Below are 21,792 nucleotides of genomic sequence, written 5' to 3' on the forward strand. Positions count from 1 at the left end.
ACGGTTGCGGATTGCAGATGTGGTCTAGGGGTTCAAATCCTCTGGTAGTCGCCAACAAACGGCAGGGCGGGCCCTCGGGCCCGCCCTGTTCGCCTCGTGCGGGCCGGTGCCCACGCCGCCGGTGCGGGCGACCGCGCCGGTCACGGGCCTCACCCTCTCCCGCCGCTGTTCACCCCGTTTGCGGCCGGAGTAACCCGAGTCGACGTGTCCGGCCGGTCCCGTCAGTGCACCACGACCACTGCCACGGGCGGTTCCAGGTCGGCGAGCCTGGACGGGCGGACCACCAGGAACAGCACCGCCAGCGCCGCCACCATCCCACCCGCCACCACCAGCGCCATCGCCACCGCACCGTTGCCCAGCACCCCCACCATCGGCGCGGCCACCGCACCGACGCCGAACTGCACGGCACCGAGCAGGGCCGACGCGGTGCCGGCCGCCTCGCCGTGGCGGGACAGCGCCAGCGCCGGGGCGTTCGGCATCGCCAGGCCGGCCGTCGCCAGCACCACCCATAACGTCACCAGCAGGGCGGGCAGCCCGCCGAATCCGGTCGCGGCGAAGGCCAGCAGCGCCAGCCCGGCCAGCGTGCCGACGCTCAACGAGGTGACCAGGATGCGCTGCGGGGAGAAGCGACGCAGCAGCCGTACGTTGTACTGGGCCGCCCCGATCAGCCCCACCGCGCCCGCTCCGAACGCCAGCGCGAACTGCTGCTCGTCGAGCCCGTACCCCTCCTGGAGGACGAAGGACGAGCCGGCCACGTACGCGAACAGCGCCGCCATGGCCAGGCCGGCGACCAGGACGAGCCCCACGAAGGTGCGGTCGCGCAGCAGCGAGCCGTACAGGCCGACGGTCGTCCACACGCCGCCCCGCTGACGACGGGCGGCCGGCAGGGTCTCGGGCAGGCCGATCACGGCGAGCACGGCGAGCAGCACGCCGAAGACGGCGAGCGTCACGAAGACACCCCGCCAGTCGGTCCAGCGCAGCACTCCGCCGCCGAGGGTGGGGGCGAGGATCGGCGCCGCGCCCATCACCAGCAGCAGCCGGGAGAGGAGGGTCGCGAAGGCGGTGCCGTCGAACAGGTCACGCAGCACCGCCATGGCGACCACCGTGGCGGCGGCGACCCCGAGGCCCTGCACCACCCGCAGTGCGCCGAGGACGGCGATGTTGGGGGCGACGACGCAGAGCGCCGAGGCCACGACGTGCACCGCGAGCCCGACGATCAGCGGGCGGCGGCGGCCGACCGCGTCGGAGAGCGGCCCGATCAGCAGTTGACCGAGGGCCAACCCGGCGAGCGTGCCGGTGAGGGTCAACTGGACGGCCGCCGAGGTGGTCGCGAAGTAGGTGGCGATGGCCGGCAGCGCCGGCAGGTACATGTCGATGGTCAGCGGGCCGATGGCGATCAGCGAGCCGAGGACGAGAACGAGTCGCACGCGCTGCCGGCGGGTCATCAGGTCCCCCGGCGTCGACGCGACCTTCGGCGACTGGTCGTGGACGACGTCGGTCATCGGGAAGGCTCCGCCCGGTCGGGGTGCGGCCGGACGGTAACGGGTGCGAAGGTCACACCTGGCTTCAAATCCTGATCCGCTGTTCTGATTCCCGCTCCACCGAGAGGTAACGCGGGTCACAACCGCTGGTCACGGTCAAGCCGGGTCCGTCCGGCCGTGCCGCCAGTACCCCATGAAGGCGACCGCGCGCCGGTCCATGCCCCGGTCGGCGACGAGGTGCCGGCGCAATGCGCGGATGACGCCGGCCTCCCCCGCCAGCCAGGCGTAGACCGGCACCGGCGCGGTCGGGGTCGGCACCTCCCAGAGCACAGCCTGGTCGGTATCGACGTCGACGTCGACGGTCGGCCCCCCGGTGGGGTGTGCGCCGACGTCGGAGAGCAGGTGGTGCGCTGCGGCGGCGACGGCGGGTAGCAGCCGACTGCCGTGGTCGCCGCCGTCGCGGGGCAGCCAGTCGACCGTGACCCCGGGCGGGGCGACGAGCGGCAGCACGTCGGCCCGCTCCGGCACCTCCAGCAGCACCCGGCCCCGGGCGTCGAGGGGCAGCCGCTCCAGGATGGCGCTGATCGCCGGTACGGCGGTCTCGTCACCCGCCAGCAGCAACTGACCGGCGTCCGGTGGGCGGAACTCGATGCCGCCGTGGTCACCGTGGTGACCGGCGTCGGGTCCGAGGAGGCCGGCCTCGTCGCCGGGGCGGGCCCGCAACGCCCACCGACCGGCCGGACCGCTGTCGCCGTGCAGCACGAGGTCGATGTCGACCTCGGCCAGGTACGGCCGGACCGCCCGGACGGTGTAGGTGCGGATCGGGCAGCGCTCGTCCTCGGGCAGCGCCCGCCAGTGGGAGTACCAGTCGGCACCGCCGGGCAGGTGGACGCCGGGCCGGCCGGGCAGCGGCAGCACCAGCTTGATCCGCTGGTCGTAGCCGTTGTCGGCGAACCGGTCGAGGTCCGGGCCGGTGAAGGTGACCCGCAGGAAGGACGGGCTGAGTCGACGCGCCGCGCGTACCTGAACGTCGAACAGCCGCCAGGGGGCCACGGGCAGGGTCGCGGTGCCGGTGGCGTGGTGGGGCTCCCCCGCCGGGCGAACTCGATCACTAAGCACGTAGGTGAGGCTAACCTAACCAAGAAGATGAATGGCGAGGTGGCCCACCCCGTCCCCGTTCGGGTGAACCGCCGTCGCGGCCACGCCACGTCGCGGCCAGGACCACGCGGGTCTCGACATGGCGACCGGTCAGGACCACGGGGCGCCCCCGACCCTGCGGCACCATCGGCAGGCACGACCAGCGAGTACGACCAGCGGGCACCGTCGGCGCACCCGACCGGCGGGCGGCGGTCAGTGACCCGGCGCGACCCGGTCGAGGAACATCAGTTGGGCGCGCTTGTCCGGCAGGTCGATCTGCGGGCCGGGTACGAAGCCGGCGCGGGCCAGCCGGTCGACGGCCCGGGTGTTGCGGGCGTCCGGCTCGGCCACGATCCGCAGCCGGGTCGGATCGGCCAGCACGAACGCGAGGAACGCGTCGAGGAGCACACCGGTGAAGCCGGGCTCCGTACCGCCGTCCGGGGGGCCGATGAGCAGGTGGACACCGAAGTCACCGGGGCGCACCTCGTAGCACCGCCCGACCGGGTCGGCGGCCGGTTCGTAGGTCTGGAACAGGGCCACCGGGCGGCCGTCCCGGTGGACCAGGTACGCGTGATGGGTGCTCAACGAGTCGAGGTACGCGTATATCTCGTGCACCCGCTCGCGGTCGGCGTCCCGCATGCCCCAGAACCGGGACCGCTCCCGGGTGACCCAGTCGTGGATCACCTCGACGTCCCGGTCGGGCCGCACCGGCCGGATGGTCACCTCACCGAAGCCGTCGATCAGACGCGAGGCGGAGGTCGACACCGTCGCCATGGCACTCCTTCCGGGACCGAGCCGTCGACCCAACGAACCGTCGACTCACGAACCGCCACCGCCACCCGCCGACCGCCGTTGCCGACCGCCGCAGCCGATAGGCAAGGACGACCCAACCACGCATCCGCACAGTAAGCAATCGAACACTCCGAGTACGCCCGGATTCCCGGCCGGACCGCCCCGCCCACGCAGGCCCCCGTCGGGCGACCGCGGAACGGGTCACCCACCCCGGACCTCGCCCGGGCCGGGCGGATGTGACACGTCAGGCACCGTTCGGCATTGACGAAAGGAATTATTCATGTTAGCGCTCACATGCTGAGAGAAAAAGTGCGTTTCCTCCCCCGAGGCCGACCACCCTCCACTTCGAGAGGGGGTGACACATTGCCGTTCTTCGTTGGATAATTGCGCCGTTGAGCGCCGACATCCGTGCCGCGCCGGCATTTACCGGAGGGACATTCGTGAAACGTAACCAGTCACCCGTGCTGCCCGGCGACGGTCCTACGGACTACGCCCGCTACATGCGCACCGGTGAACTGCTCGATCTGCAACGCCGCCCGGAGGAGGTGCTGCACCGCGACGAGTTGCTCTTCCAGGTCGTACACCAGTCCACCGAGTTGTGGCTGAAGCTGGCCGGGGCCGAGCTGAGCGCCGCCGTGGCGCGGACCGAGGCCGCCGACCCGGCAGCGGCGGCGGCGCTGCTGGCCCGTGCGACGCTCGCGGTGCGACTGGTCACCGACCAGTTGGCGATGTTCGACCATCTGGCACCGATCGACTTTCAGACGATGCAACCGGCGCTGGGCAACGGATCCGGTGCCGAGTCACCCGGCTGGCGTCAGGTCGCGTCGGTGAGCCGGCAGCTCGGCCGGGCCTTCGCCGGGCAGCTCGCCGACCGGGGCGCGACGCTGCACACCCTGCCGCCGACCGACCCGACACGTCGGCTCGCCGAGGCGATGGCCGGATGGGACGAACAGGTCTCCCGGTGGCGGGCACGTCACTACCAGGTCGCCCTGGCCGTCGGTGGCCACCCCGCCGACGGCAGCCCGGCCAGCCCGGCCACGATGCTCGCCAAGCTCGTCGAGCACCGGTTCTTCCCCGAGCTGCGAGCGGCCCGGCCGAACACCGACACGCCGGTGTCGGCCCATTCCCGCTCCGCAGAAGCATGACGACCAGCGCCACTCGAAGAATCGTCGGCGCCTCCCTTGACATACCCCCACCCGAGGTGCGGATCGTGCTTGAGCTGACCAGCTGGTCGTCCGGTACGGCCGATCCCGAGAGATTTCCCTACGATGCGGTTGTCACCGAATTTCAACGCGTCGGCAAACACTTCGTCAAAAAGGAACTGCTGGCCGTCCTTGATCAGGTCCGCGCCCGGGTGGGCACCCGGACGCCCCCCGCCCGCCAGTTGTCCACCTTCCTCGACGTTGCGCTCGACAAGTGGGACGACCGGTACGACTACCGCAGCTACCTGGCCCTGCCCCTGCTCCCCCTGCCCGCCGCCGGACCCACGGACATCCGCCCGGCCGGGCCGGCCCCGTCGACCGGCCAGACCGACCAGACCGGGCCGACCGGGCCGGCGACGCGGGCCGGGCAGAGCCAGCAGGCGACGCGGGCCGGGCAGGCCGGCGGGCGGCGGGAACGCGACCGGCTGCTGGTCGACCTCGTCGCCGACGCCCTCGCGTTCGAGTTGGCCGTCGCGACCGACGCCACCGATCTGCTCCCCGAGCAGCGGCCGGAGCCGACGGTGGTGGCCAAACGGTACCGACTCGGGGTGCGGGCCGGGATCTCCGCGCTGACCCGGCTCGGCCGTGTCGGGGCGGTCACCGACCCGGACCCGGTGACAGCGACCCGGGACCCGGTGGCGGCGGCGACGGCGCTGCACCGGCTCGCCGTCGCCGGCCGTGATCCCGCCCGGGAGCGGGTCCTGCGGCTGAGCATGTTGCCGGTCTACGTCTCCCACGACGAATACCTGTTCATCCGGGTCCTACAGGCGTACGAGTGTGTGTTCGCCGGGGTGGCCGAGGAGTTGCGGGACACGATCACCGCGCTGGCCACCGGTCGTCCCCACCGGGCCGCCGCCTCGCTGGCGTACGCCCGGGAGCTGATCAGTGACGCCGGTCCGCTCTTCTCGCTGCTGGCCACCATGCAACCGGCGGCGTTCCGGACGTTCCGGGATTACACCGAGGGGGCCAGCGCGATCCAGTCCCGCTCCTACAAACTGATGGAGTCGCTGTGCCGTCCGCCGACGCCGGACCGGTTGGACTCCACCGCGTACCGGTCGGTGCCGGAGGTGCGTGACCTGGTGCGGTCCGGCCAGCCGTCGATCGACCAGGCCTACCGGGCGGCGGTCCACGACGGGCTGCTGCGGGGCCCCGACCAGGCGCTGGTACGCCAGCGGATGGCGGCCTTCGCCGAGGCCGTGCTGACCTGGCGACGCACCCATCACCGGCTGGCGACCCGGATGCTCGGCAGCCGTTCCGGCACCGGTTACACCGAGGGCACCCCCTACCTGGCGGCCGTCCGCGCCGATCCGGTCTTCACCACCGTATCCGCAGACCCGGGCACCACCCGGGTCGACCCGATTGGAGGCTGCTCCGAGTGAGCGGACCCGACACCCTCCCGGCAGGCTGCCTGGACACCGCCGCGCACACCACCCTGCGCGCCGAGTTCCCGCTGCTGGAAACCTGCGTCTACCTGGGCAACAACTCCACCGGCGCGTCGCCCCGGGGCGTCGAACGGGTGCTCGCCGACTACTGGGCCACCCTGCGCGACTGGCGCGACGACGTGTGGCAGGGCTGGCACGTCGGCCTCGACCGGTACGCCGACTCGGTCGCCGCGCTGCTCGGCGCACCGCCGGGCAGCGTGGTCACCGACGCCAACCTGAGCACGCTGCTGGTCCGGGTACTGTCCTGCTTCGACTACCGCCCGCCGCGCGACCGGATCGTCACCACCGACCTGGAGTACCCGACGGTGCCGTTCATCGGCACCGCGTTCCGCCGCTACGGCGCGCGGCTCGACGTGGTCGGCACCGGCGGCCCCCGGTTCGACGAGGACGCCCTCGAAGCCCGCATCGACGAGCGGACGCTGCTGGTCTGCGTACCCCATGCGAGTTTCTCCTCCGGGGCCACCATCGACCTGGCCCGGCTGGTCGCCCGCGCCCACGCCGTCGGCGCCCTGGTGGTGGTGGACGCCTTCCAGACCGTCGGGGCGGTCCCGCTGGACGTGACCGCGCTCGGCGTCGACGTCGTCCTCGGCGGTGCGCACAAGTGGCTGTGCGGGGCCGGCACCGCCTTCCTCTACGTCCGCCCCGACCTGGCCGAGCGGCTGGAACCGGCGGCGACCGGGTGGCAGGCCGGCGACCGGGCGTTGACCTTCCGGGTGTCGACCGGGTGGGCGGCGGGGGCGCAACGCTTCGCCGGCGGCACGCCGTACCCGTTGACCTCGCTGATCTCCCAGGTCGGCCTGGACCTGCTCGCGGGCGTCGGGATCGGGGCGATCCGGGCGCACTCGCTGGCGCTGACCCAGCGGGTCCTGGACCGGGCGGCGGCGGCCGGCATCGCGGTGGTCAGCCCCACCGACCCGCAGCGCCGGGGCGGGGTGGTCTGCCTGGACGTCCCCGACGGCGAGGCGGTCAAGCGGCGGCTGGCCGCACGCAACATGATCTGCACCTGGCGGGGCTGGCTGCGGGTCGGACCGCACGTCTACAACACCCTCGACGAGGTCGACGCGTTCATGGACGCGCTCGCCGGGGAGTTGGGCCGGTGAGCGTCACCCTGTCCCCCCGGGCGCTGATGAGCCTGCTCGTCAACGGCCCCAAGGCCGTCGACGTGCTGGAGACCGCGCTGGCCCTCGGCCTGCTCGACGCGCTGGAACCCGGCCCGGTACGCCTCGACGCGCTGGCCGACCGGTTCGGGGTGCGCCCGCTGCGGCTATACAAGTTCCTCGACTGCCTGGAGAGCCTCGGCTGCGTCACCCGCCACGAACCCGGCGACGACATCGCCGCAGCCAGCTACCAGGCGGTGCCCGGGTTGCGCGATGCCGTGCTGGCGGTGGTCGGCCCGGACGCGATCGAACGGGACCGGGACCGCTACCCGTGGCGACTGCTGCACGGCCGGCTCGCCGAGAGCCTGCGCGGCGAGGTCGGCATGACCGACGACGACTTCGCCTGGCCGCCGAAGACCGACGCGCAGACCGCCGACTTCGAACGCAGCATGGCCGCCGGGCTCGGCCCGGTGATCGAGACGCTGCGCCGGCACGCCGACCGGCTCTGGTCGGACCGGCGACGCCTGCTGGACGTCGGCGGTGGTGACGGCACCCTCGCCGCGCACGTCCTCGACACCGCCCCCGCCCTGCGGGTCGACGTGTTCAACCTGCCGGCGGTGGCACCGCTGGTGGCGGCCACCCGGGCCGACCGGGGGCACCCCGACCGGCTGGGCTTCGTCGGCGGCGACTTCCTCGCCGGGCCGCTGCCGACCGGCTACGACGCGATGGCGTTCGTCCGGGTGCTGCACGACTGGCCCAACGACGTCGCCCGCCGCCTGGTCGAGCAGGCGTACGCGGCGCTGGAGCCCGGTGGGCTGCTGCTGATCGCCGAGGAGTTCCGCACCCCGGACCGGCTGGCCGTGCAGTTCTTCTGGAGCTACTTCCTGATCGGGGTGGACAGCTGCGTCAGCCGGCTGCGGGAGGTCGAGTTCTACACCGGGCTGCTCGCCGAGGTCGGCTTCACCCGGGTGGCGGTGCTGCCCGGCGGGTGGGAGCTGGTCACCGCGTACAAGCCGGGGTGAGCGGGCGGGCCGGCGGGCCGTGGTGGCCCGCCGGCCGGGCCGGTCAGGGGCGGCGGGCCAGCACCGCGCCGTTCGCGCCGGGGGCCTCGAACGGCACCGTACGCACATCGACGAAGCCGGCGTCGGTCAGCCAGGCCCGGTACTCCGCACCGGAGTAGTTCTTGCCGCCCTCGGTCTCGACGAGCATGTTCATGCCCATCAGGGCGGCCTCCGGCGGGCCGGTGCGCTCGTCGTTGAGCAGCAGCTCAGAGATGACGACCACCCCGCTGGGCGGCAGCGCGGCGAAACACCGGGCCAGCAGCGCCCGGTTGGTCGGCTCGTCCCAGTCGTGCAGGATCATGCTGAGCAGGATCACGTCGTGCCCGTCCGGCAGGGCCGGGTCGGCGAGGAAGTCCCCGGGGACGGCGCTGATCCGGTCGGTCAGGCCCGCCTCCGCGATCCGCTCCCCGGCCCGCACGCACACGTGCGGCAGGTCCAGGATCGTCGCCCGCAGGTGCGGCAGACGCAGACAGAACTCGATCGGGAACGCCCCCGCGCCGCCGCCGACGTCGAGCAGCCGGCGGTGCGCGCCGAAGTCGTACGCGTCGGCCAGGGCGCGGGCGGTGAACCGGGAGGTGGCGAACATGGCGTCCCAGAACTGGGCCACCAGCTCCTGGTCGGTGGTGTCGAACAGGGAGTCCTGCTGCTGCGGGTCCCAGGTGAGCGGCCGGTTACCGCGCAGCGCCTCGCCCACCCGGTGCCAGGGCAGGTAGGTGCGCAGGTCGGAGTAGCGCACCTGGGCACCGAAGTAGTAGGGCCGCCCCTCGACCAGGAACTGCTCGGCCAGCGCGGAGTTGCGGTAGCCGTCACCGGCCCGCTCCAGCAGCCCCAGCGACGCGCTGGCCGACAGCAGCAGGTCGGCGGGGCGTTCGTCGAGCCCGAACTCGGCGGCGGCCTCGGCCACGGTGACGGTCCGGCCGCCGGCCAGCTTGGTGAACAGCCCGAACTCGACCCCGACGGCGAGGGTCTTGAAGCCCCAGACACCGGCGACGAGATGCATGAGAGGAGTGGGAGTGATCATGGGAACATAAGATCATGGAACGGTGACGCGGTGGCACGCACCCGTCACTATGGAGTAATGATTCGCTTCATCCTGAACCTGTTGTGGCTCATCCTCGGTGGCGGAATCGTGCTGGCCCTCGGCTACTTCGTCGCGGCGGTGGTCTGCTTCGTGCTCATCATCACGATCCCGTTCGGGGTGGCGTCGCTGCGGTTGGCGTCGTACTCGCTGTGGCCGTTCGGGCGGACCCTGGTCACCAAGCCGGGGGCCGGCGTCCCGTCCGGGCTGGCGAACGTGCTGTGGGTGCTGCTCGCCGGCTGGTGGCTGGCACTGTCGCACCTGCTCGCCGGGATCGCGCTCTGCGTCACGATCATCGGCATCCCGTTCGGCATCGCCAACTTCAAGCTCGTCCCGGCGGCGTTCTGGCCGCTCGGCCGGGAGGTCGTAGAGGCCCCCTGACCGGCCCGGGGACACCCCGGTCAGGGCAGCGACGACCCGGCCGCGACGACCCGGCGGCCGGGGCCCGAAGGCCGGGGAACACCCCGGTCAGGGCCGGCGGTCGGCGTGCAGGCGGTCGAGGTGGGCGGCGAGTTCGTCGGTGATCAGGAGATCGGTGCGGATCCGGTCGTGCGGGTAGCCGGCCCGGCCGATCATGTGGGCGGCGACCGGCGCGGTGGCCAACTGGAACGCGCCGACCAGCACCAGCGTGGTGACGTCCACCCCGGTCCGCAGCCGCAGCGCGCAGCCGAGCAGCACCAGCAGCAGGCCGAGCACCTGTGGCTTGGCCGCGGCGTGCATCCGCGACAGCAGGTCGGGGAAGCGGACCAGGGCGACCCCGGCGGCGAGACTGAGCAGCGCGCCGCCCAGCAGGCAGACCGCGGCCACCACGTCCAGCACCGCGTCGACGCTCACCGGTCGTCCCGGCGGGTGGCGAAGCGGGCGACGCTTACCGACCCGACGAATCCGAGGATGGCCAGCACCACCAGGATCGGCAGCGCGGTCGCGTCCCGGCTGTAGGCGGCCTCGGTCGCCACGGCGGCCACCACGATGGCCAGCAGCACGTCGGTGGCGACCGCCCGGTCGAGCACCGACGGCCCCCGGACGATCCGGGTGAGGGTGAGCGCACCGGCCACCGCCAGCAGCACGGTGACGATCACGGCGACAGCGGTCATCTCGAACTTCCTTCCAGGGTGGACGGTGTGTGCTCCCGGATCAGCCGTTGCTCCTGCGCCGAACCGATCGCCGCGATCAACCGGGCCTCCAACTCCAGCACGCCGTCGCGGAAGCGTTCGACCTCGGCGCGGTCGCGCACCCCGAGGACGTGGACGTAGAGGATGCCGGCGTCCCGGTCAACCTCGACGATGAGGCTGCCGGGCACCAGGGACAGCGCCTCGGCGGTCAGGGTGAGGTTGAGGTCGGAGCGGACCCGCAGCGGCACCGCGATGATCGCGCCCAGCGGGGGGTGCCCGAACCGCAGCGCCAGCACCGCGATCTGGACGCTGGCCACCACCAGGTCCCGCAGGAAGCGCAGGGCGAACCGCAGCAGCGGCACCGGGTGCACCCGTCCGGCGAAGGTCACCGGCGGCAGCGGGAAGACGGTCAGCACCACCAGCCCCACCACCAGCCCACCGAGCACGTTGGCCCAGCTCAGCGTCCCCCAGAGCAGCACCCAGACGGTGACCAGGACGATCATCGCGACGGCCTGGTTGCGGCGGCGGGCCGCCGGGGTCAACGGCAGATCCTCGGGATGCACCGGCGGCGACGGTTCCCCGGCGCGCTGCGGCGACAGGTCCTCCGGTGGCGGCGAGAGTTCCTCGGGCCGCTGCGGCGGCGGATCGTGGCTCACGGGGTACCCCCGGGGTAGACGGCCTCGACGTACGGGGTGCGCCGCAGCAGGTCGTCCGCGGCGTCGGAGCTGAGGTCGAACAGTGGCCCGGCCACCACGGTCAGCCCCAGCCCCAGCACCACCAGGGCGACCGTCGGCGCGATCATCAGGCGGGGCAGCATCGCGCCCGGGTGGGCGTCGCGGTCCGGCCCCCGGTAGGGCTGCTCCACCCCGTCGGTACGCACGGTGTGCACGCTGTCCTGCGGTTCGGGCATCTCCGGGTGCGGGCGACGCCAGAACGCCAGGTTCCACACGCGGGCGATGGCGTAGAGGGTGAGCAGGCTGGTCAGCAGCCCACCGGCGACCAGCACCCAGGCCAGCACGCCACCGTCGTCCACCCCGGCCTGGACCAGGCCGAGCTTGCCGAGGAAACCGGAGAACGGTGGAATCCCGGCCAGGTTCAGCGCGGGCACGAAGAACAGCACGGCGAGCAGCGGCGACAACCGGGCCAGCCCGCCGAGGCGGTCCAGCGCGGTGCTGCCGCCCCGGCGTTCGACCAGCCCGGCGGCGAGGAAGAGGGTGGTCTGGATGGTGATGTGGTGCACCACGTAGAAGATCGCGGCGGCCAACCCGAGCGACGAGCTGAGGCCCACCCCGAACAACATGTACCCGATGTGGCTGATCAGGGTGAACGACAGCAGTCGTTTGATGTCGGACTGGGCGACCGCGCCCAGGATGCCGACCAGCATGGTCAACGCCGCCACCACCAGCAGCAGGTCGGCGGTCCGGCCACCGGGGAACAGCAGCGTCTCGGTGCGGATGATGGCGTACACGCCGACCTTGGTGAGCAGGCCGGCGAAGACGGCGGTGACCGGTGCGGGCGCGGTGGGATAACTGTCGGGCAGCCACGCCGACAGCGGGAAGACCGCCGCCTTGATGCCGAAGGCGAGCAGCAGCATCCCCTGCAGCACCAACCGCAGGTCGTCGGGGAGCGCGTCGAGCCGGTCGACGAGCTGGGCCAGGTTGAGGGTGCCGGTGGCCGAGTAGACCAGCCCGATCGCCACCAGGAAGATCAGCGACGACAGCAGGCTGACCACGACGTACGTGGTGCCGGCCCGGATGCGGGTCTCGGTGCTGCCCAGGGTGAGCAGCACGTAGCTGGCGACCAGCAGGATCTCGAAACCGACGTAGAGGTTGAACAGGTCACCGGAGAGGAACGCGTTGCACACTCCGGCGGTCAGCACCAGGTAGGTGGGGTGGTAGACCGACAGCGGGGTGTCCTCGTGCCCGTCGGCCATGCCCTGCCCGATGGAGTACACCAGCACGCAGAGGGTCACGGCGGCGGACACCACCAGCATCAGCGCGGCGAGCTGGTCGGCGACGAGCACGATGCCCAGCGGCGCGACCCAGCCGCCGACCTCGACGACGAGTGGTCCGTCGATCGAGGAGCGGACCAGCAGGGTGGCGGCCACCGCCACGGTCGCGGTGAGCACGGTGAGGCTGACCCACCGCTGCGCACGGGGGCGGCTGGCCAGCAGCAGGGTCAGGGCCGCGCCGAGCAGTGGCATCACCACCGGCAGCGGGACGAGGTAGTTCACGCTTCCCTCCCCCGCCCGCCGGCCGCCGCCGCCACCGACGCCGCCGAGGGCCGCCGGCTGTCCGGATCGGGCCGCCCGTCGCCGTCGAGCTGGTCGTCGGAGTCGGGCTGGTCGTCGGAGTCGGGCTGGTCGGCGTCGTCGGTGCCCGGCCCCTCGTCCCGGTCGGCCAGGTCCATGATCCGGCGGTCCTCCACGTCGTCCTGCACCTCGTCGTGGCCGTTGAGGTGCCAGCTGCGGTATGACAGCGCCAGCAGGAACGCGGTCATGCCGAGGGTGATGACGATGGCGGTGAGCACCATCGCCTGGGGCAGCGGATCGCTCATCTCGTCGGCGTCGCTGGTGCCGACGATCGGCGGGCCACCGGCCCGGCCCCCGGTGAGCAGCAACAGGTTGGCACCGTTGCCGAGCAGGATGACGCCCATCAGCACCCGGGTGAGGCTGCGTTCCAGCAGCAGGGTCACCCCGGCGGCGAAGAGCACGCCGACCACGACGATGTAGGTGAGGTTGGGGGTCACACCAGCTCCTTGTCCCGTACGTCGTCGTGGGCGTCCTCCTGCTGGCGGTCCATCTCGGCGCCGAGGCTGCGCAGGATGTCCAGCACCAGGCCGACCACGATCAGGTAGACGCCGACGTCGAAGAAGACCGACGAGACGAAGTGGACCTTGCCCAGCAGGGGCAGGTGCAGGTCGAGCACCGCGCTCTGCAGGAACTCCCCGCCCAGCGGCATCGCCACCACGCCGGTGCCGACGGCGAGGAACAGCCCCGCGCCGAGCACCGCCCCGGCGTCGACCGGCGCGGCGGCGTTGAGTTCCCGCCGGCCGCCGGCCAGGTAGCGCACGGCCAGGGCCAGGCCGGCGACCAGCCCGGCGGCGAACCCGCCACCGGGGGCGTTGTGACCGGAGAAGAGCAGGTAGACCGAGAACAGCACGATGGCGTGGAACAGCAGCCGGGTGACCACCTGGAGGATCACCGAGTGCCGGTGCGCCTCGAAGCCGGCGGTCAGCCAGCGCGGCCCGCCGGTGGTCGCCGGTCGGGGGCCGGGGACGGCGCTGCGCCGGTCCAGGTCCCGGGAGCGGCGGAAGATCAGGCTGGCCACCCCGGTGGCGGCCACCACCAGCACCGCGATCTCGCCCATGGTGTCCCAGGCGCGGATGTCGACCAGGGTCACGTTGACCACGTTCTTGCCGCCGCCGTAGGAGACCGCCTCGTCGGGGAACCGCTCGGAGACCGGGGTGGCCAGCCGGCCGCTCGACGCGACCCAGGCCATCCCGGACACGACCGCGCCGACGGCGACCCCGAGGGCGATCCGGCCGCGCCGGCTGCGGCGGATCGGCCGGGCCGAGAACTTCACCGGCAGCCGGCGCAGCACCAGCACGAACATGACGATGGTGACGGTCTCCACCAGGAACTGGGTCAGCGCCAGGTCCGGCGCGCCGTGCAGGACGAACATCAGCGCAGTGCCGTAGCCGGCGACACCGACCAGGATCATCGCGGTGAGCCGGCGCAGCGCGCGGGCGGCCATCACGGCGGCGACGATCACCAGGGCGGCGACGACCGCCTGCAACGGGGTGTCCCAGGCGCGGAACTCCCGGGGCCAGGGCCCACCGGTGAGCAGCGCGCCGCCGGGCAGGACGACCAGCACCACCAGGATGATCCCGAGGTAGAACGGCAGCGAGCCCCGCTGGGTGGCGCCGGTCAGCTCCACCGCGAGCCGGTCCACCCCGGCGACCAACCGCTCGTAGCCGGCCGCGCCGTCGACCGGGGTCCACCGGGTCGCCCGCAGCCGTCCCCGGTGCAGCAGCAGGAACAGCCCGCCGCCGACCGCCACCGCCAGGGCGGACAACCCGAGCGCCGGGGTCAGGCCGTGCCACAGCGCCAGGTGGTAACCCGGCTCGGCGGAGGCGAACCCGTCGGCGTACGGGGCGAGCAGCCCGTCGAGGGCCGGGGCGGCGACGCCGACGGCCAGCCCGGCCACGGCGAGCAGCGCCGGGGCGGCGAGGAACGACCGGCCCGCCGGGTGCGGCTCGGTGGGCGCGACCCCGGGCTTGCCGGCGAACGCGCCCCACAGGAACCGCAGCGTGTACGCCACGGTCAGCGCCGACCCGGCCACCACCCCGGCCAGCACCAGCAGGTCGGCCGTACCCCCGTGCTGGAACGCCTCGAAGGCGGCCTCCTTGGCGACGAAGCCGGCCATCGGCGGCAGCCCGGCCATCGAGGCGGCGGCCAGCACGGCGACCCCGGCCAGCACCGGCGCGCGCCGGCCGAGGCCACTGAGTTCGCGCAGGTCACGGGTGCCGGTGGTGTGGTCGACGATCCCGACGACGAGGAAGAGGGTGGCCTTGAACAGGGCGTGGGCCAACACCATCGCCGCGCCGGCCAGCGCGGCGTCGCGGGTGCCGGCACCCAGGACCACCATCAGCAGCCCGAGCTGGCTGACCGTGCCGTAGGCGAGGAGGAGTTTCAGGTCGGTCTGGCGCAGCGCCACCCAGGCGCCGAGGAAGAGGGTGGCCAGGCCGGTGACGAGCAGCACCACCCGCCAGGCGGTGACGTCGGCGACGGCCGGGCCGAGCAGCGCGACCAGGAACACCCCGGCCTTGACCATCGCGGCGGCGTGCAGGTAGGCGCTGACCGGGGTGGGCGCGGCCATCGCCCCGGGCAGCCAGAAGCTGAACGGGACGATCGCCGACTTGCTGAGCGCACCGAGCAGGATCAGCATCAGCGCGGTGACCAGGTAGCCGCCCCCGGGCAGGTCGGTGGCGACGACCGACCAGCGGTAGCTGCCGGCGTGCTGGCCGAGCATCACGAACCCGGCCAGCATGGCGAGCCCGCCCAGGGTGGTGACCAGCAACGCCTGCATGGCGGCCCGCCGGCTGGCCCGCTTGGCCGGGTCGTAGCCGATCAGCAGGTACGAGAAGACGGTGGTCAGTTCCCAGAAGACGTAGAGCAGCAGCAGGTCGTCGGAGACCACCAGGCCGAGCATGGAGCCGGCGAAGGCGACGAAGACCGCAGCGAATCGGCCCAGCCCGGGGTCGTCGGATCGGAAGTACCTGGCGCTGTACGCCAGCACCAGCGCGCCGACCCCGCCGACGAGCACCACCATCAGCCAGGACAGGGTGCCCATCCGCAGGGCGAGTTCCAGGCCGATCCGGGGCACCCACGGCCAGGTCTCCACCACCGGCTCGCCGGCCCGGACCCCACCGGTGCGGGTCAGCGCCCAGACCAGCGTGGCGGCCGGGGCGAGCGCGACGGCGTAGAGCGCCCGGCGACCGAAGCGGCGTACCAGCCCCGGGGCGACCACGGCTGCCAGTGCGTGGACCGCCACCAGGACCAGCACATACCCTCCTCAAAGATCAGTGTCGGCGGCCACCGACCCGATCGGGGCGGTGCGGAACCGGCGGCGCGGGGACGGGCGTCCCCGGGTCGCACGGCCACCGCGGCGGTGGCGTCACCAGTGGTTGGTCGGTCGGTGGTGGTACCCGGTCAGTGACCGGCGAACACGTCCACGGCGGCCGTGGTGGCCGCCTCCGCGCCCGCGACGACGACCTCGTCGCCGGCGAGCAGGACGTAGTCGTCGCCGGGGGTCGGGACGACCCGGCCGGCGCGGACCACCGCCAGCAGCGACAGCGGCAGGCCGGACGACGCGGTGTCCCGCCAACGTTTTCCGTCGCCGGCGCCGCCCACGGCGACGGGTATTCGCACGACGGTGACGCCGGGGAGCTGGCGTTCCAGCTCGGCGAGGTGGTCGACGGTGACCGCCTGGTTGAGCACCCCGGCGACGGCCTGTGCCTCGGACTGGTCGAGCACCAGCGTGCCGACCGCGGTGTCGGTGTCGTCGGGGTGGTAGATCACGATGTCGCGCCGCCCGCCGGGGTGGGAGATGACGCTGGCCCACTGGCCGTGCGCGGTGGCGAAGCGCTGGCAGAGTCCGACCCCGTGAATGACCGTACGTTCGAACCGCACACCGACCTCCTTCGCCCAACATCGAAGGGGCGTCCGGCCGGTAACGGCCGCGCGCCCCTTCATCCCTATCATGATCGGGGCGCGACCGCCCACCTCCACCGTCCCACCATTCGGGAAACCTGGACGTCGAAGGGGGTGCCGACGGACCCTCGGCTCCGCTCGGGGGCGACGGTCACGGGTCCACCGACCGGCACCGGCCGGTCAGCGGCCGACGGTCCGGGTGACATGTCGACGGCGGATGCCGACGCCCGTCGTCAACGGGCGTCGGAGCGTTCGGCCGACCGGTGCCGGCTCGCCGGGTCGTCCCGGTCGATGCGCAGCTCACGTTCCAGCTCGGCGATCACCGCCCGCAGGTCGTCCAGGCGCTGGGTCAGGGCGATCCGGTCCACCTCGTCGGGCACCCCGTCGCCGTCGGCGTCGTAGCCGGGTGCCAGCCGCTCGGTCATCTCCAGCCGGCGGGCCTCCTCCATCGAGTTCACGATGACCGCGATCAGGATGTTCAGCAACAGGTTGACCGTGATGAGCACATAGCTGACGTAGTAGACGAGGGTCCACGGGGACAACGCCATCCCCTGCTCCACCAGATCCGGCAGGGTCTCCAGGGACAGCAGCACGAACAGGGTCAGCAGCGACCGGCCGATGTCGCCGTACTGCTCCGGGTAGGCCCGGCCGAAGATCAGCCAGCCGGCCATGCCGTAGACGTAGAGGGTCACCATGGCCAGCGCGAGGAACCCACCGACACCGGGCAGGCTGCGCCACAGCGCGGCCACGATGGTGCGCAGCCCCGGCGAGAAACGCACCAGGCGCAGCACCCGGGCCACCCGCACGACCCGCAGCAGCGCCGAGTCGCCGTGCAGCCCGGGCAGGAAGATCGCCGCGATCACCACCAGGTCGAAGACGTTCCACCCGTGCCGCAGGAAGTCCTGCGGCCGACGCCCGTACGCCAGCACCCGGATGGCGATCTCGGCGACGAAGGCGACCCGGAAGCTCAGCTCCAGCCAGTGCAACGCGGGTCGGGCCGCACCGAGATCCGGATAGGTCTCCACCCCGAGGACCGCCGCGTTGGCCATGATGAGCACCACGATCGCCGCCTCGAACGGACGCGACCGGGCGATGCGGGCACACCACCTGGGCAGGCCGGACAGGTCGGCGGGACCGGGATCGGGGGCACCCCCTGGGGTGGGAACCGGCGACAGGGGTGTGGCCACGGGCGGCACCGGTCACCCGGTCCCGCAGCGGGGCGGAAACGCGGCAGCCATGCCGACACCCTAACGGCCACCCCGGACGGTCACCGAAAGTCACCGACCGGCCACCGGCCCACTTTCGGGCACAGCTTCTCGCCGCGACATTGAACGACCGGGGCCCGGACTTCGTACATCCCGGTGAAGGGAGCTGCTCATGAAGCGCATGACCCCGTTGCTCACCCTGCTGACCGGGACGGGCATGGCCGCCGTCCTGTTCGCGATGAGCGCCCAGGCGGCGCCGCGTACGGTCGACGCCGGGCCGGCCGCGAACGCGGCGGCCTCGCCCGAGGCCGCCGTCGAGTCGCCCGCCGCACCAGCGGAGCCGGCACCGGACGCCACCCCGGCGGAGCCGTCGGAGCAGCGGGGCCAGCCCGCCCCGCCGCAGACGCCACCGCCGAGCACACCACCGGCGGCCAAGGCCGACTCCAACTGGACCGGGCGGCTCGACGGCGGCGCCACCATCGCGATCACCGTCACCGACGGTAAGGCGGTGGCGTACGTCTGCGACGGCAAGAAACTGGAGGTGTGGCTCAAGGGCACCGCCGCCGACGGCCGGATGAAGTTGACCGGCAAGAAGGGCGAGGTGCTCACCGGCTCCTTCGGCGACGGCGTCGCCTCCGGCGAGATGGTGGTGGGCCAGCGCCGGTGGAAGTTCACCGCCAAGCAGACCAGCAAGCCCGACCCGGTGCTCTACCGGGCCACCTCGCAGCAGCGCCGTTCCGGTGTCGACGGCGGCTGGATCATGCTGCCCGACGGCAGCCAGATCGGGGTGGTGACCCGCGACGGCACTGCGGTGTCGGCCCCGCCGCTGGACCCCGCGTTCGGCACCACCATCCTCGACGGCCGGACCGTCACCGCGGCCCCGGTGACGGCCGACCCGGGCGTCGGTGAGTGATGACCGCCCGCCGCAGGTTCGAGACCGACGTGGGACGCGACGTCGACGACGGGCTGTCCGTCCGGGTCCTGTCCGACCCCCCGTCCGTCGGGATCCCGCCCGACCCGACCGGTACGCCGTCCACCGCCTCCGGCGGACCACCCGCCTCGGTGGTCGTACCGCTGCTGGTCGGGGCGGCGGTCACGGTGGCCATCGGGGCGTACGCCAAGGTGCACCAGCCCACCGGGATCGCGGTGAACGTGGCCGGCTTCTCCAGCCCCCAGGCGGTCAAGGTCTGGTTGGGCACCGGGGCGGCCTTCTTCGCCGTGGTGCAGCTGGTCACCGCGCTGTCGATGTGGGGCCGGCTCGGTAGCTTCTCGCCCTCCTGGGCGGGGGGGCTGCACCGGTGGAGCGGCCGGGTGGCGTTCCTGCTGACCGTGCCGGTGGCGGTGCACTGCCTCTACGCGTTGGGCTTCGCCGACTACGACCTGCGGACCCTGCTGCACTCGCTGCTCGGCTGCCTCTTCTTCGGCATCTTCACCATGAAGATGCTGGCTCTGCCCAAGCGGGGGTTGGCCGGCTGGGTCCTGCCGGTCGTCGGTGGGCTGCTCTTCACCGTCCTGATGGGAATCTGGGTGACCTCGTCGCTGTGGTACTTCACCACCTTCGGGGTGGGCACGTGACGCGGGCCGGTAGCCGATACGCGGGCCGGGTGGCTGACGCGGGCCGGTAGCCGATACGCGGGGCGGGCACGTGCCGCGGCGGCGGCCCGTGGACAGGGTGGGCGTGTGACACACGAGAGGAACGACGGGCAGATGTGCGACGAACGTGGGGCGGGCTGTGCGTCCCGGCGGGCCGTGCTGGCCGGTGCCGGTGGGGTGGGCGTGACCGCCCTGCTCACCGGCTGCCAGACGTACGGTGAGTCGACGGCACCGGCCGCCGCTCCGGCGGCCAGCGGTTCCGCCGGGGCTCCTGCGGGTGGCAACCCGGCCGGCGCCTCACCGGGCGCGGCCGGGCCGTCCGCGGGGGCGAGCGGTTCCCCCGCCGGAGGTGGCGAGCAGCCGCCCGCCCCGGCGGCGCTGGCCGCGGTGGCGGACATCCCGGTCGGCGGCGGCAAGATCTTCAAGGCCGAGGGGGTGGTGGTGACCCAACCCGCCGCCGGCACCATCAAGGCGTTCTCGGCGACCTGCACCCACCAGGGCTGCACGGTCACCTCCGTCAAGGACGGCACCATCGTCTGCGGCTGCCACAACAGCGTCTTCGGCATCGCCGACGGCGCGGTGCGCAGCGGCCCGGCCGGTAGCCCGCTGCCGCCCCGGGCGGTGACCGTCGACGGTGACGACATCCGGCTGGCCTAGACGGCGGAGTCCAGCCACGCCATCCGCCGGTCCAGCCAGTCCCGCAGGTAGTCGAGCTGCCCCTGCCACGTGTCGGCGGTCGGGGTGACGATGGGGCCGATCTTCTCGGTGGTCAGGTTCGGCCACCGCTGGAAGTTGCGGTCGGCGGCGTTGGCCAGCGGCGCGGTGAGAGCGGCGAGGCGCGCGTCGAGCCCGGCGGCGGAGAGCGGACCCTGGCGGAGAGCGGCCCAGCGGGCCCGGACCAGCGCCATGAACCCGGGGTCCGTGACCAGCCGGTTGATCCAGTTGTTGGGCTTCGGCCAGCGGGGCTGCGCGTACTGCCAACCGGTGGTCTCCAGGTTGTCCCCGCCACCGATGCCGTAGGTGAGGTCGAGGTCCCACAGCGGCCCGGCGGTGATCTTGCCGCCGCGGTCCTTGTGGAAGTACGAGCTGCGGGCGTACGCGTCGAAGTTGCGGGTCAGCTCGTTGACGATGAACGAGTCGACGAACGATCCCACGTCGATCCAGGCGGGATAGCCCGTGCTCGGATCGGCGAAGTCGCGGGACTGCATCAGGTCGTTGAACTGTTGGAGGTGCCCGGTGAGCCAGGCCTGCTGTTCCGGTTGCAGGGGCGAGGGGTCGACCACCTCCAGGTAGTGCCAGCAGGTCGCGGGCCGTCCCTGGCACTCCAGGGTCGGCTCCTCGGCCGTCAGCCACTCGAACTTGAAGATGTACCCGCCGGAGATGGCCGGCAGGGTGACGTCGTCGGGGTCGAGGTCCTTCAGGTCGAGCCGGTTCTTCGAGTTCTTGATGGTCTCGACGATCAGGTAGACGCCCTGGTAGTCCTCGGCGTTCACCGGCCGGTCCGCGACGTTGTGGTAGAACTCGACGAAGGCGTACCGGGGGGCCGCGAACCCCATCTCGCGGGCCAGGTCAAAGGTGAACGCCTCCCGGATCAACGCCTTGTCGGTGTAGGGCCCCCGCAGCACCCAGTCGGATTCGGCCGGCATGCCGAGCACCGGATGGTCGACGTCGTCGTCCTCGTTGTCCCGGAACTCGACCCGGTAGGGCGCCTTGTCGAACAGGGAACTCGACGTGCCGCGCAGGTGGTAACCGATCCGGGTGGCGAGGGTGGGTGGCGTCGAGAGCGACGCGTGTCCCCCGGTCGGCGCGAAGAGCAGGGCTGCCGCATCGACGAACTCCCGTCCCGGCGCACCCTGGCCGTACCCGTCGATCAGCAGGATCGGCAGGTCGAGGCTGACGTCCACGGCCCGCTCGACGTAGAGGGCGGTGCCCGGGTCGCCGGTCGCCACCCCGTCGACGAACGCCGCGGCCCGTAGCTGGGTGGTGGCGGAGATGGCCACCGGGGTGCCGTCGTACCGGGGGGAGTCCGTCCCGGGCAGCGCCCCGTCGGTCGTGTAGCGGATCTCGGCGTCGGTCACCGTCGTCCGCAACGAGACCGCGAGTGCGTCCCGGAAGGTGCCGCTCGGCGTGGAGAAGACGATGTCGCCGGTCAGTTCGTCGGCCGGGTCCGCCGCCGGGGCGGCGGTGGCCGACGCGCCGGCCGGCCGGTCCGGGGTCGGCGACGGGCCGCCGACCACACCGAGCGAGATCGCGGTCACGACGCCCAGGATCCGGGCCGGCAGATTCCGCACAGTCACTCCCCTGCGTCACGGGCGGTTGAAGCACCTCCATGCCATCTACGCACGCCAATGTTACAGGTTCGACCACTTTCGGTCATC

General features: G+C 72.7%; 21 protein-coding genes. 8 read left to right on the forward strand and 13 right to left on the reverse strand.

From position 1 onward, the window contains the following. Positions 1-221 precede the first annotated feature (221 nt). The 3 genes from AB0B63_RS11815 to AB0B63_RS11825 form a co-directional block, all read right to left on the reverse strand. Positions 222-1,502: a multidrug effflux MFS transporter gene (locus AB0B63_RS11815; protein WP_357017300.1), complete on the reverse strand. Its 1,281-nt coding sequence runs from the start codon at positions 1,500-1,502 to the stop codon at positions 222-224. Between the two features lie 135 nt (positions 1,503-1,637). Continuing rightward, positions 1,638-2,600, reverse strand: coding sequence for a siderophore-interacting protein (locus AB0B63_RS11820; RefSeq protein WP_208566094.1), 963 nt, complete (start codon positions 2,598-2,600; stop codon positions 1,638-1,640). Between the two features lie 231 nt (positions 2,601-2,831). Next, complete coding sequence (locus AB0B63_RS11825) at positions 2,832-3,392, reverse strand: GNAT family N-acetyltransferase (protein WP_208566095.1); 561 nt, start codon at positions 3,390-3,392, stop codon at positions 2,832-2,834. A gap of 458 nt (positions 3,393-3,850) precedes the next feature. Here AB0B63_RS11825 and AB0B63_RS11830 point away from each other — a divergent pair, with 458 nt between their 5' ends. Genes AB0B63_RS11830 through AB0B63_RS11845 form a run of 4 tightly spaced genes read left to right on the forward strand, consistent with a single transcriptional unit; the run spans position 3,851 to position 8,173 of the window. Continuing rightward, complete coding sequence (locus tag AB0B63_RS11830; RefSeq protein ID WP_357017305.1) at positions 3,851-4,555, forward strand: tryptophan 2,3-dioxygenase family protein; 705 nt, start codon at positions 3,851-3,853, stop codon at positions 4,553-4,555. A gap of 56 nt (positions 4,556-4,611) precedes the next feature. Then, on the forward strand, positions 4,612-5,991 hold the full coding sequence (locus AB0B63_RS11835; RefSeq protein ID WP_357017308.1) for a tryptophan 2,3-dioxygenase family protein: 1,380 nt from the start codon (positions 4,612-4,614) through the stop codon (positions 5,989-5,991). Further along, on the forward strand, positions 5,988-7,154 hold the full coding sequence (locus AB0B63_RS11840) for an aminotransferase class V-fold PLP-dependent enzyme (protein ID WP_357017311.1): 1,167 nt from the start codon (positions 5,988-5,990) through the stop codon (positions 7,152-7,154). Before AB0B63_RS11835 ends, AB0B63_RS11840 begins: the two co-directional genes overlap by 4 nt. Further along, a complete protein-coding gene (locus AB0B63_RS11845; RefSeq protein ID WP_357017314.1) occupies positions 7,151-8,173 on the forward strand; it encodes a methyltransferase in 1,023 nt (340 codons plus the stop codon). Before AB0B63_RS11840 ends, AB0B63_RS11845 begins: the two co-directional genes overlap by 4 nt. A 43-nt stretch (positions 8,174-8,216) precedes the next feature. Here the strand turns inward: AB0B63_RS11845 and AB0B63_RS11850 are convergent, their stop codons facing one another. Then, positions 8,217-9,233 (reverse strand): methyltransferase, encoded by a 1,017-nt coding sequence (locus tag AB0B63_RS11850; RefSeq protein WP_357017317.1) that lies wholly within the window; start codon positions 9,231-9,233, stop codon positions 8,217-8,219. A 57-nt stretch (positions 9,234-9,290) separates the two neighbouring features. Here AB0B63_RS11850 and AB0B63_RS11855 point away from each other — a divergent pair, with 57 nt between their 5' ends. Then, positions 9,291-9,671 (forward strand): YccF domain-containing protein, encoded by a 381-nt coding sequence (locus AB0B63_RS11855; protein WP_204924355.1) that lies wholly within the window; start codon positions 9,291-9,293, stop codon positions 9,669-9,671. Between the two features lie 87 nt (positions 9,672-9,758). Here AB0B63_RS11855 and mnhG read toward each other — a convergent pair whose 3' ends face one another. The 8 genes from mnhG to AB0B63_RS11895 form a co-directional block, all read right to left on the reverse strand. Then, a complete protein-coding gene (gene mnhG, locus AB0B63_RS11860) occupies positions 9,759-10,124 on the reverse strand; it encodes a monovalent cation/H(+) antiporter subunit G (protein WP_208566100.1) in 366 nt (121 codons plus the stop codon). Continuing rightward, the gene (locus AB0B63_RS11865; protein ID WP_088645903.1) at positions 10,121-10,384 is read right to left on the reverse strand and encodes a monovalent cation/H+ antiporter complex subunit F; all 264 of its coding nucleotides are present in this window, start codon (positions 10,382-10,384) and stop codon (positions 10,121-10,123) included. The genes mnhG and AB0B63_RS11865 overlap by 4 nt, the downstream gene beginning before the upstream one ends. After that, entirely contained in the window at positions 10,381-11,058 is a 678-nt protein-coding gene (locus AB0B63_RS11870) for a Na+/H+ antiporter subunit E (protein WP_357017322.1), read from the reverse strand. Before AB0B63_RS11870 ends, AB0B63_RS11865 begins: the two co-directional genes overlap by 4 nt. Further along, entirely contained in the window at positions 11,055-12,635 is a 1,581-nt protein-coding gene (locus AB0B63_RS11875; RefSeq protein ID WP_067303875.1) for a Na+/H+ antiporter subunit D, read from the reverse strand. Before AB0B63_RS11875 ends, AB0B63_RS11870 begins: the two co-directional genes overlap by 4 nt. Then, a complete protein-coding gene (locus AB0B63_RS11880) occupies positions 12,632-13,150 on the reverse strand; it encodes a Na(+)/H(+) antiporter subunit C (RefSeq protein WP_357017325.1) in 519 nt (172 codons plus the stop codon). The genes AB0B63_RS11875 and AB0B63_RS11880 overlap by 4 nt, the downstream gene beginning before the upstream one ends. Then, positions 13,147-15,969, reverse strand: coding sequence for a Na+/H+ antiporter subunit A (locus AB0B63_RS11885; RefSeq protein WP_357017328.1), 2,823 nt, complete (start codon positions 15,967-15,969; stop codon positions 13,147-13,149). Before AB0B63_RS11885 ends, AB0B63_RS11880 begins: the two co-directional genes overlap by 4 nt. Positions 15,970-16,115: 146 nt before the next feature. Next, on the reverse strand, positions 16,116-16,595 hold the full coding sequence (locus AB0B63_RS11890) for a potassium transporter TrkA (RefSeq protein WP_208566103.1): 480 nt from the start codon (positions 16,593-16,595) through the stop codon (positions 16,116-16,118). 254 nt (positions 16,596-16,849) lie between these two features. Then, positions 16,850-17,803, reverse strand: coding sequence for an ion transporter (locus AB0B63_RS11895; protein WP_357017331.1), 954 nt, complete (start codon positions 17,801-17,803; stop codon positions 16,850-16,852). Between the two features lie 190 nt (positions 17,804-17,993). Between AB0B63_RS11895 and AB0B63_RS11900 the strand changes: the two genes are divergently transcribed. The 3 genes from AB0B63_RS11900 to AB0B63_RS11910 all read left to right on the forward strand — a co-directional run bounded on the left by AB0B63_RS11900 (position 17,994) and on the right by AB0B63_RS11910 (position 20,071). Next, positions 17,994-18,734, forward strand: coding sequence for a hypothetical protein (locus tag AB0B63_RS11900; RefSeq protein WP_208566104.1), 741 nt, complete (start codon positions 17,994-17,996; stop codon positions 18,732-18,734). Then, positions 18,734-19,396 (forward strand): DUF6529 family protein, encoded by a 663-nt coding sequence (locus AB0B63_RS11905; RefSeq protein ID WP_219461659.1) that lies wholly within the window; start codon positions 18,734-18,736, stop codon positions 19,394-19,396. Before AB0B63_RS11900 ends, AB0B63_RS11905 begins: the two co-directional genes overlap by 1 nt. Before the next feature lie 132 nt (positions 19,397-19,528). Further along, positions 19,529-20,071: a Rieske (2Fe-2S) protein gene (locus AB0B63_RS11910; protein WP_208566472.1), complete on the forward strand. Its 543-nt coding sequence runs from the start codon at positions 19,529-19,531 to the stop codon at positions 20,069-20,071. Here the strand turns inward: AB0B63_RS11910 and AB0B63_RS11915 are convergent. After that, on the reverse strand, positions 20,068-21,705 hold the full coding sequence (locus tag AB0B63_RS11915; protein ID WP_357017335.1) for a CotH kinase family protein: 1,638 nt from the start codon (positions 21,703-21,705) through the stop codon (positions 20,068-20,070). The two genes, AB0B63_RS11910 and AB0B63_RS11915, sit on opposite strands and share 4 nt — an antisense overlap. Positions 21,706-21,792: the final 87 nt, after the last annotated feature.

Source organism: Micromonospora sp. NPDC049081, assembly GCF_040648835.1.
In the GTDB taxonomy this organism is placed as follows: Bacteria; Actinomycetota; Actinomycetes; order Mycobacteriales; family Micromonosporaceae; genus Micromonospora; species Micromonospora antibiotica.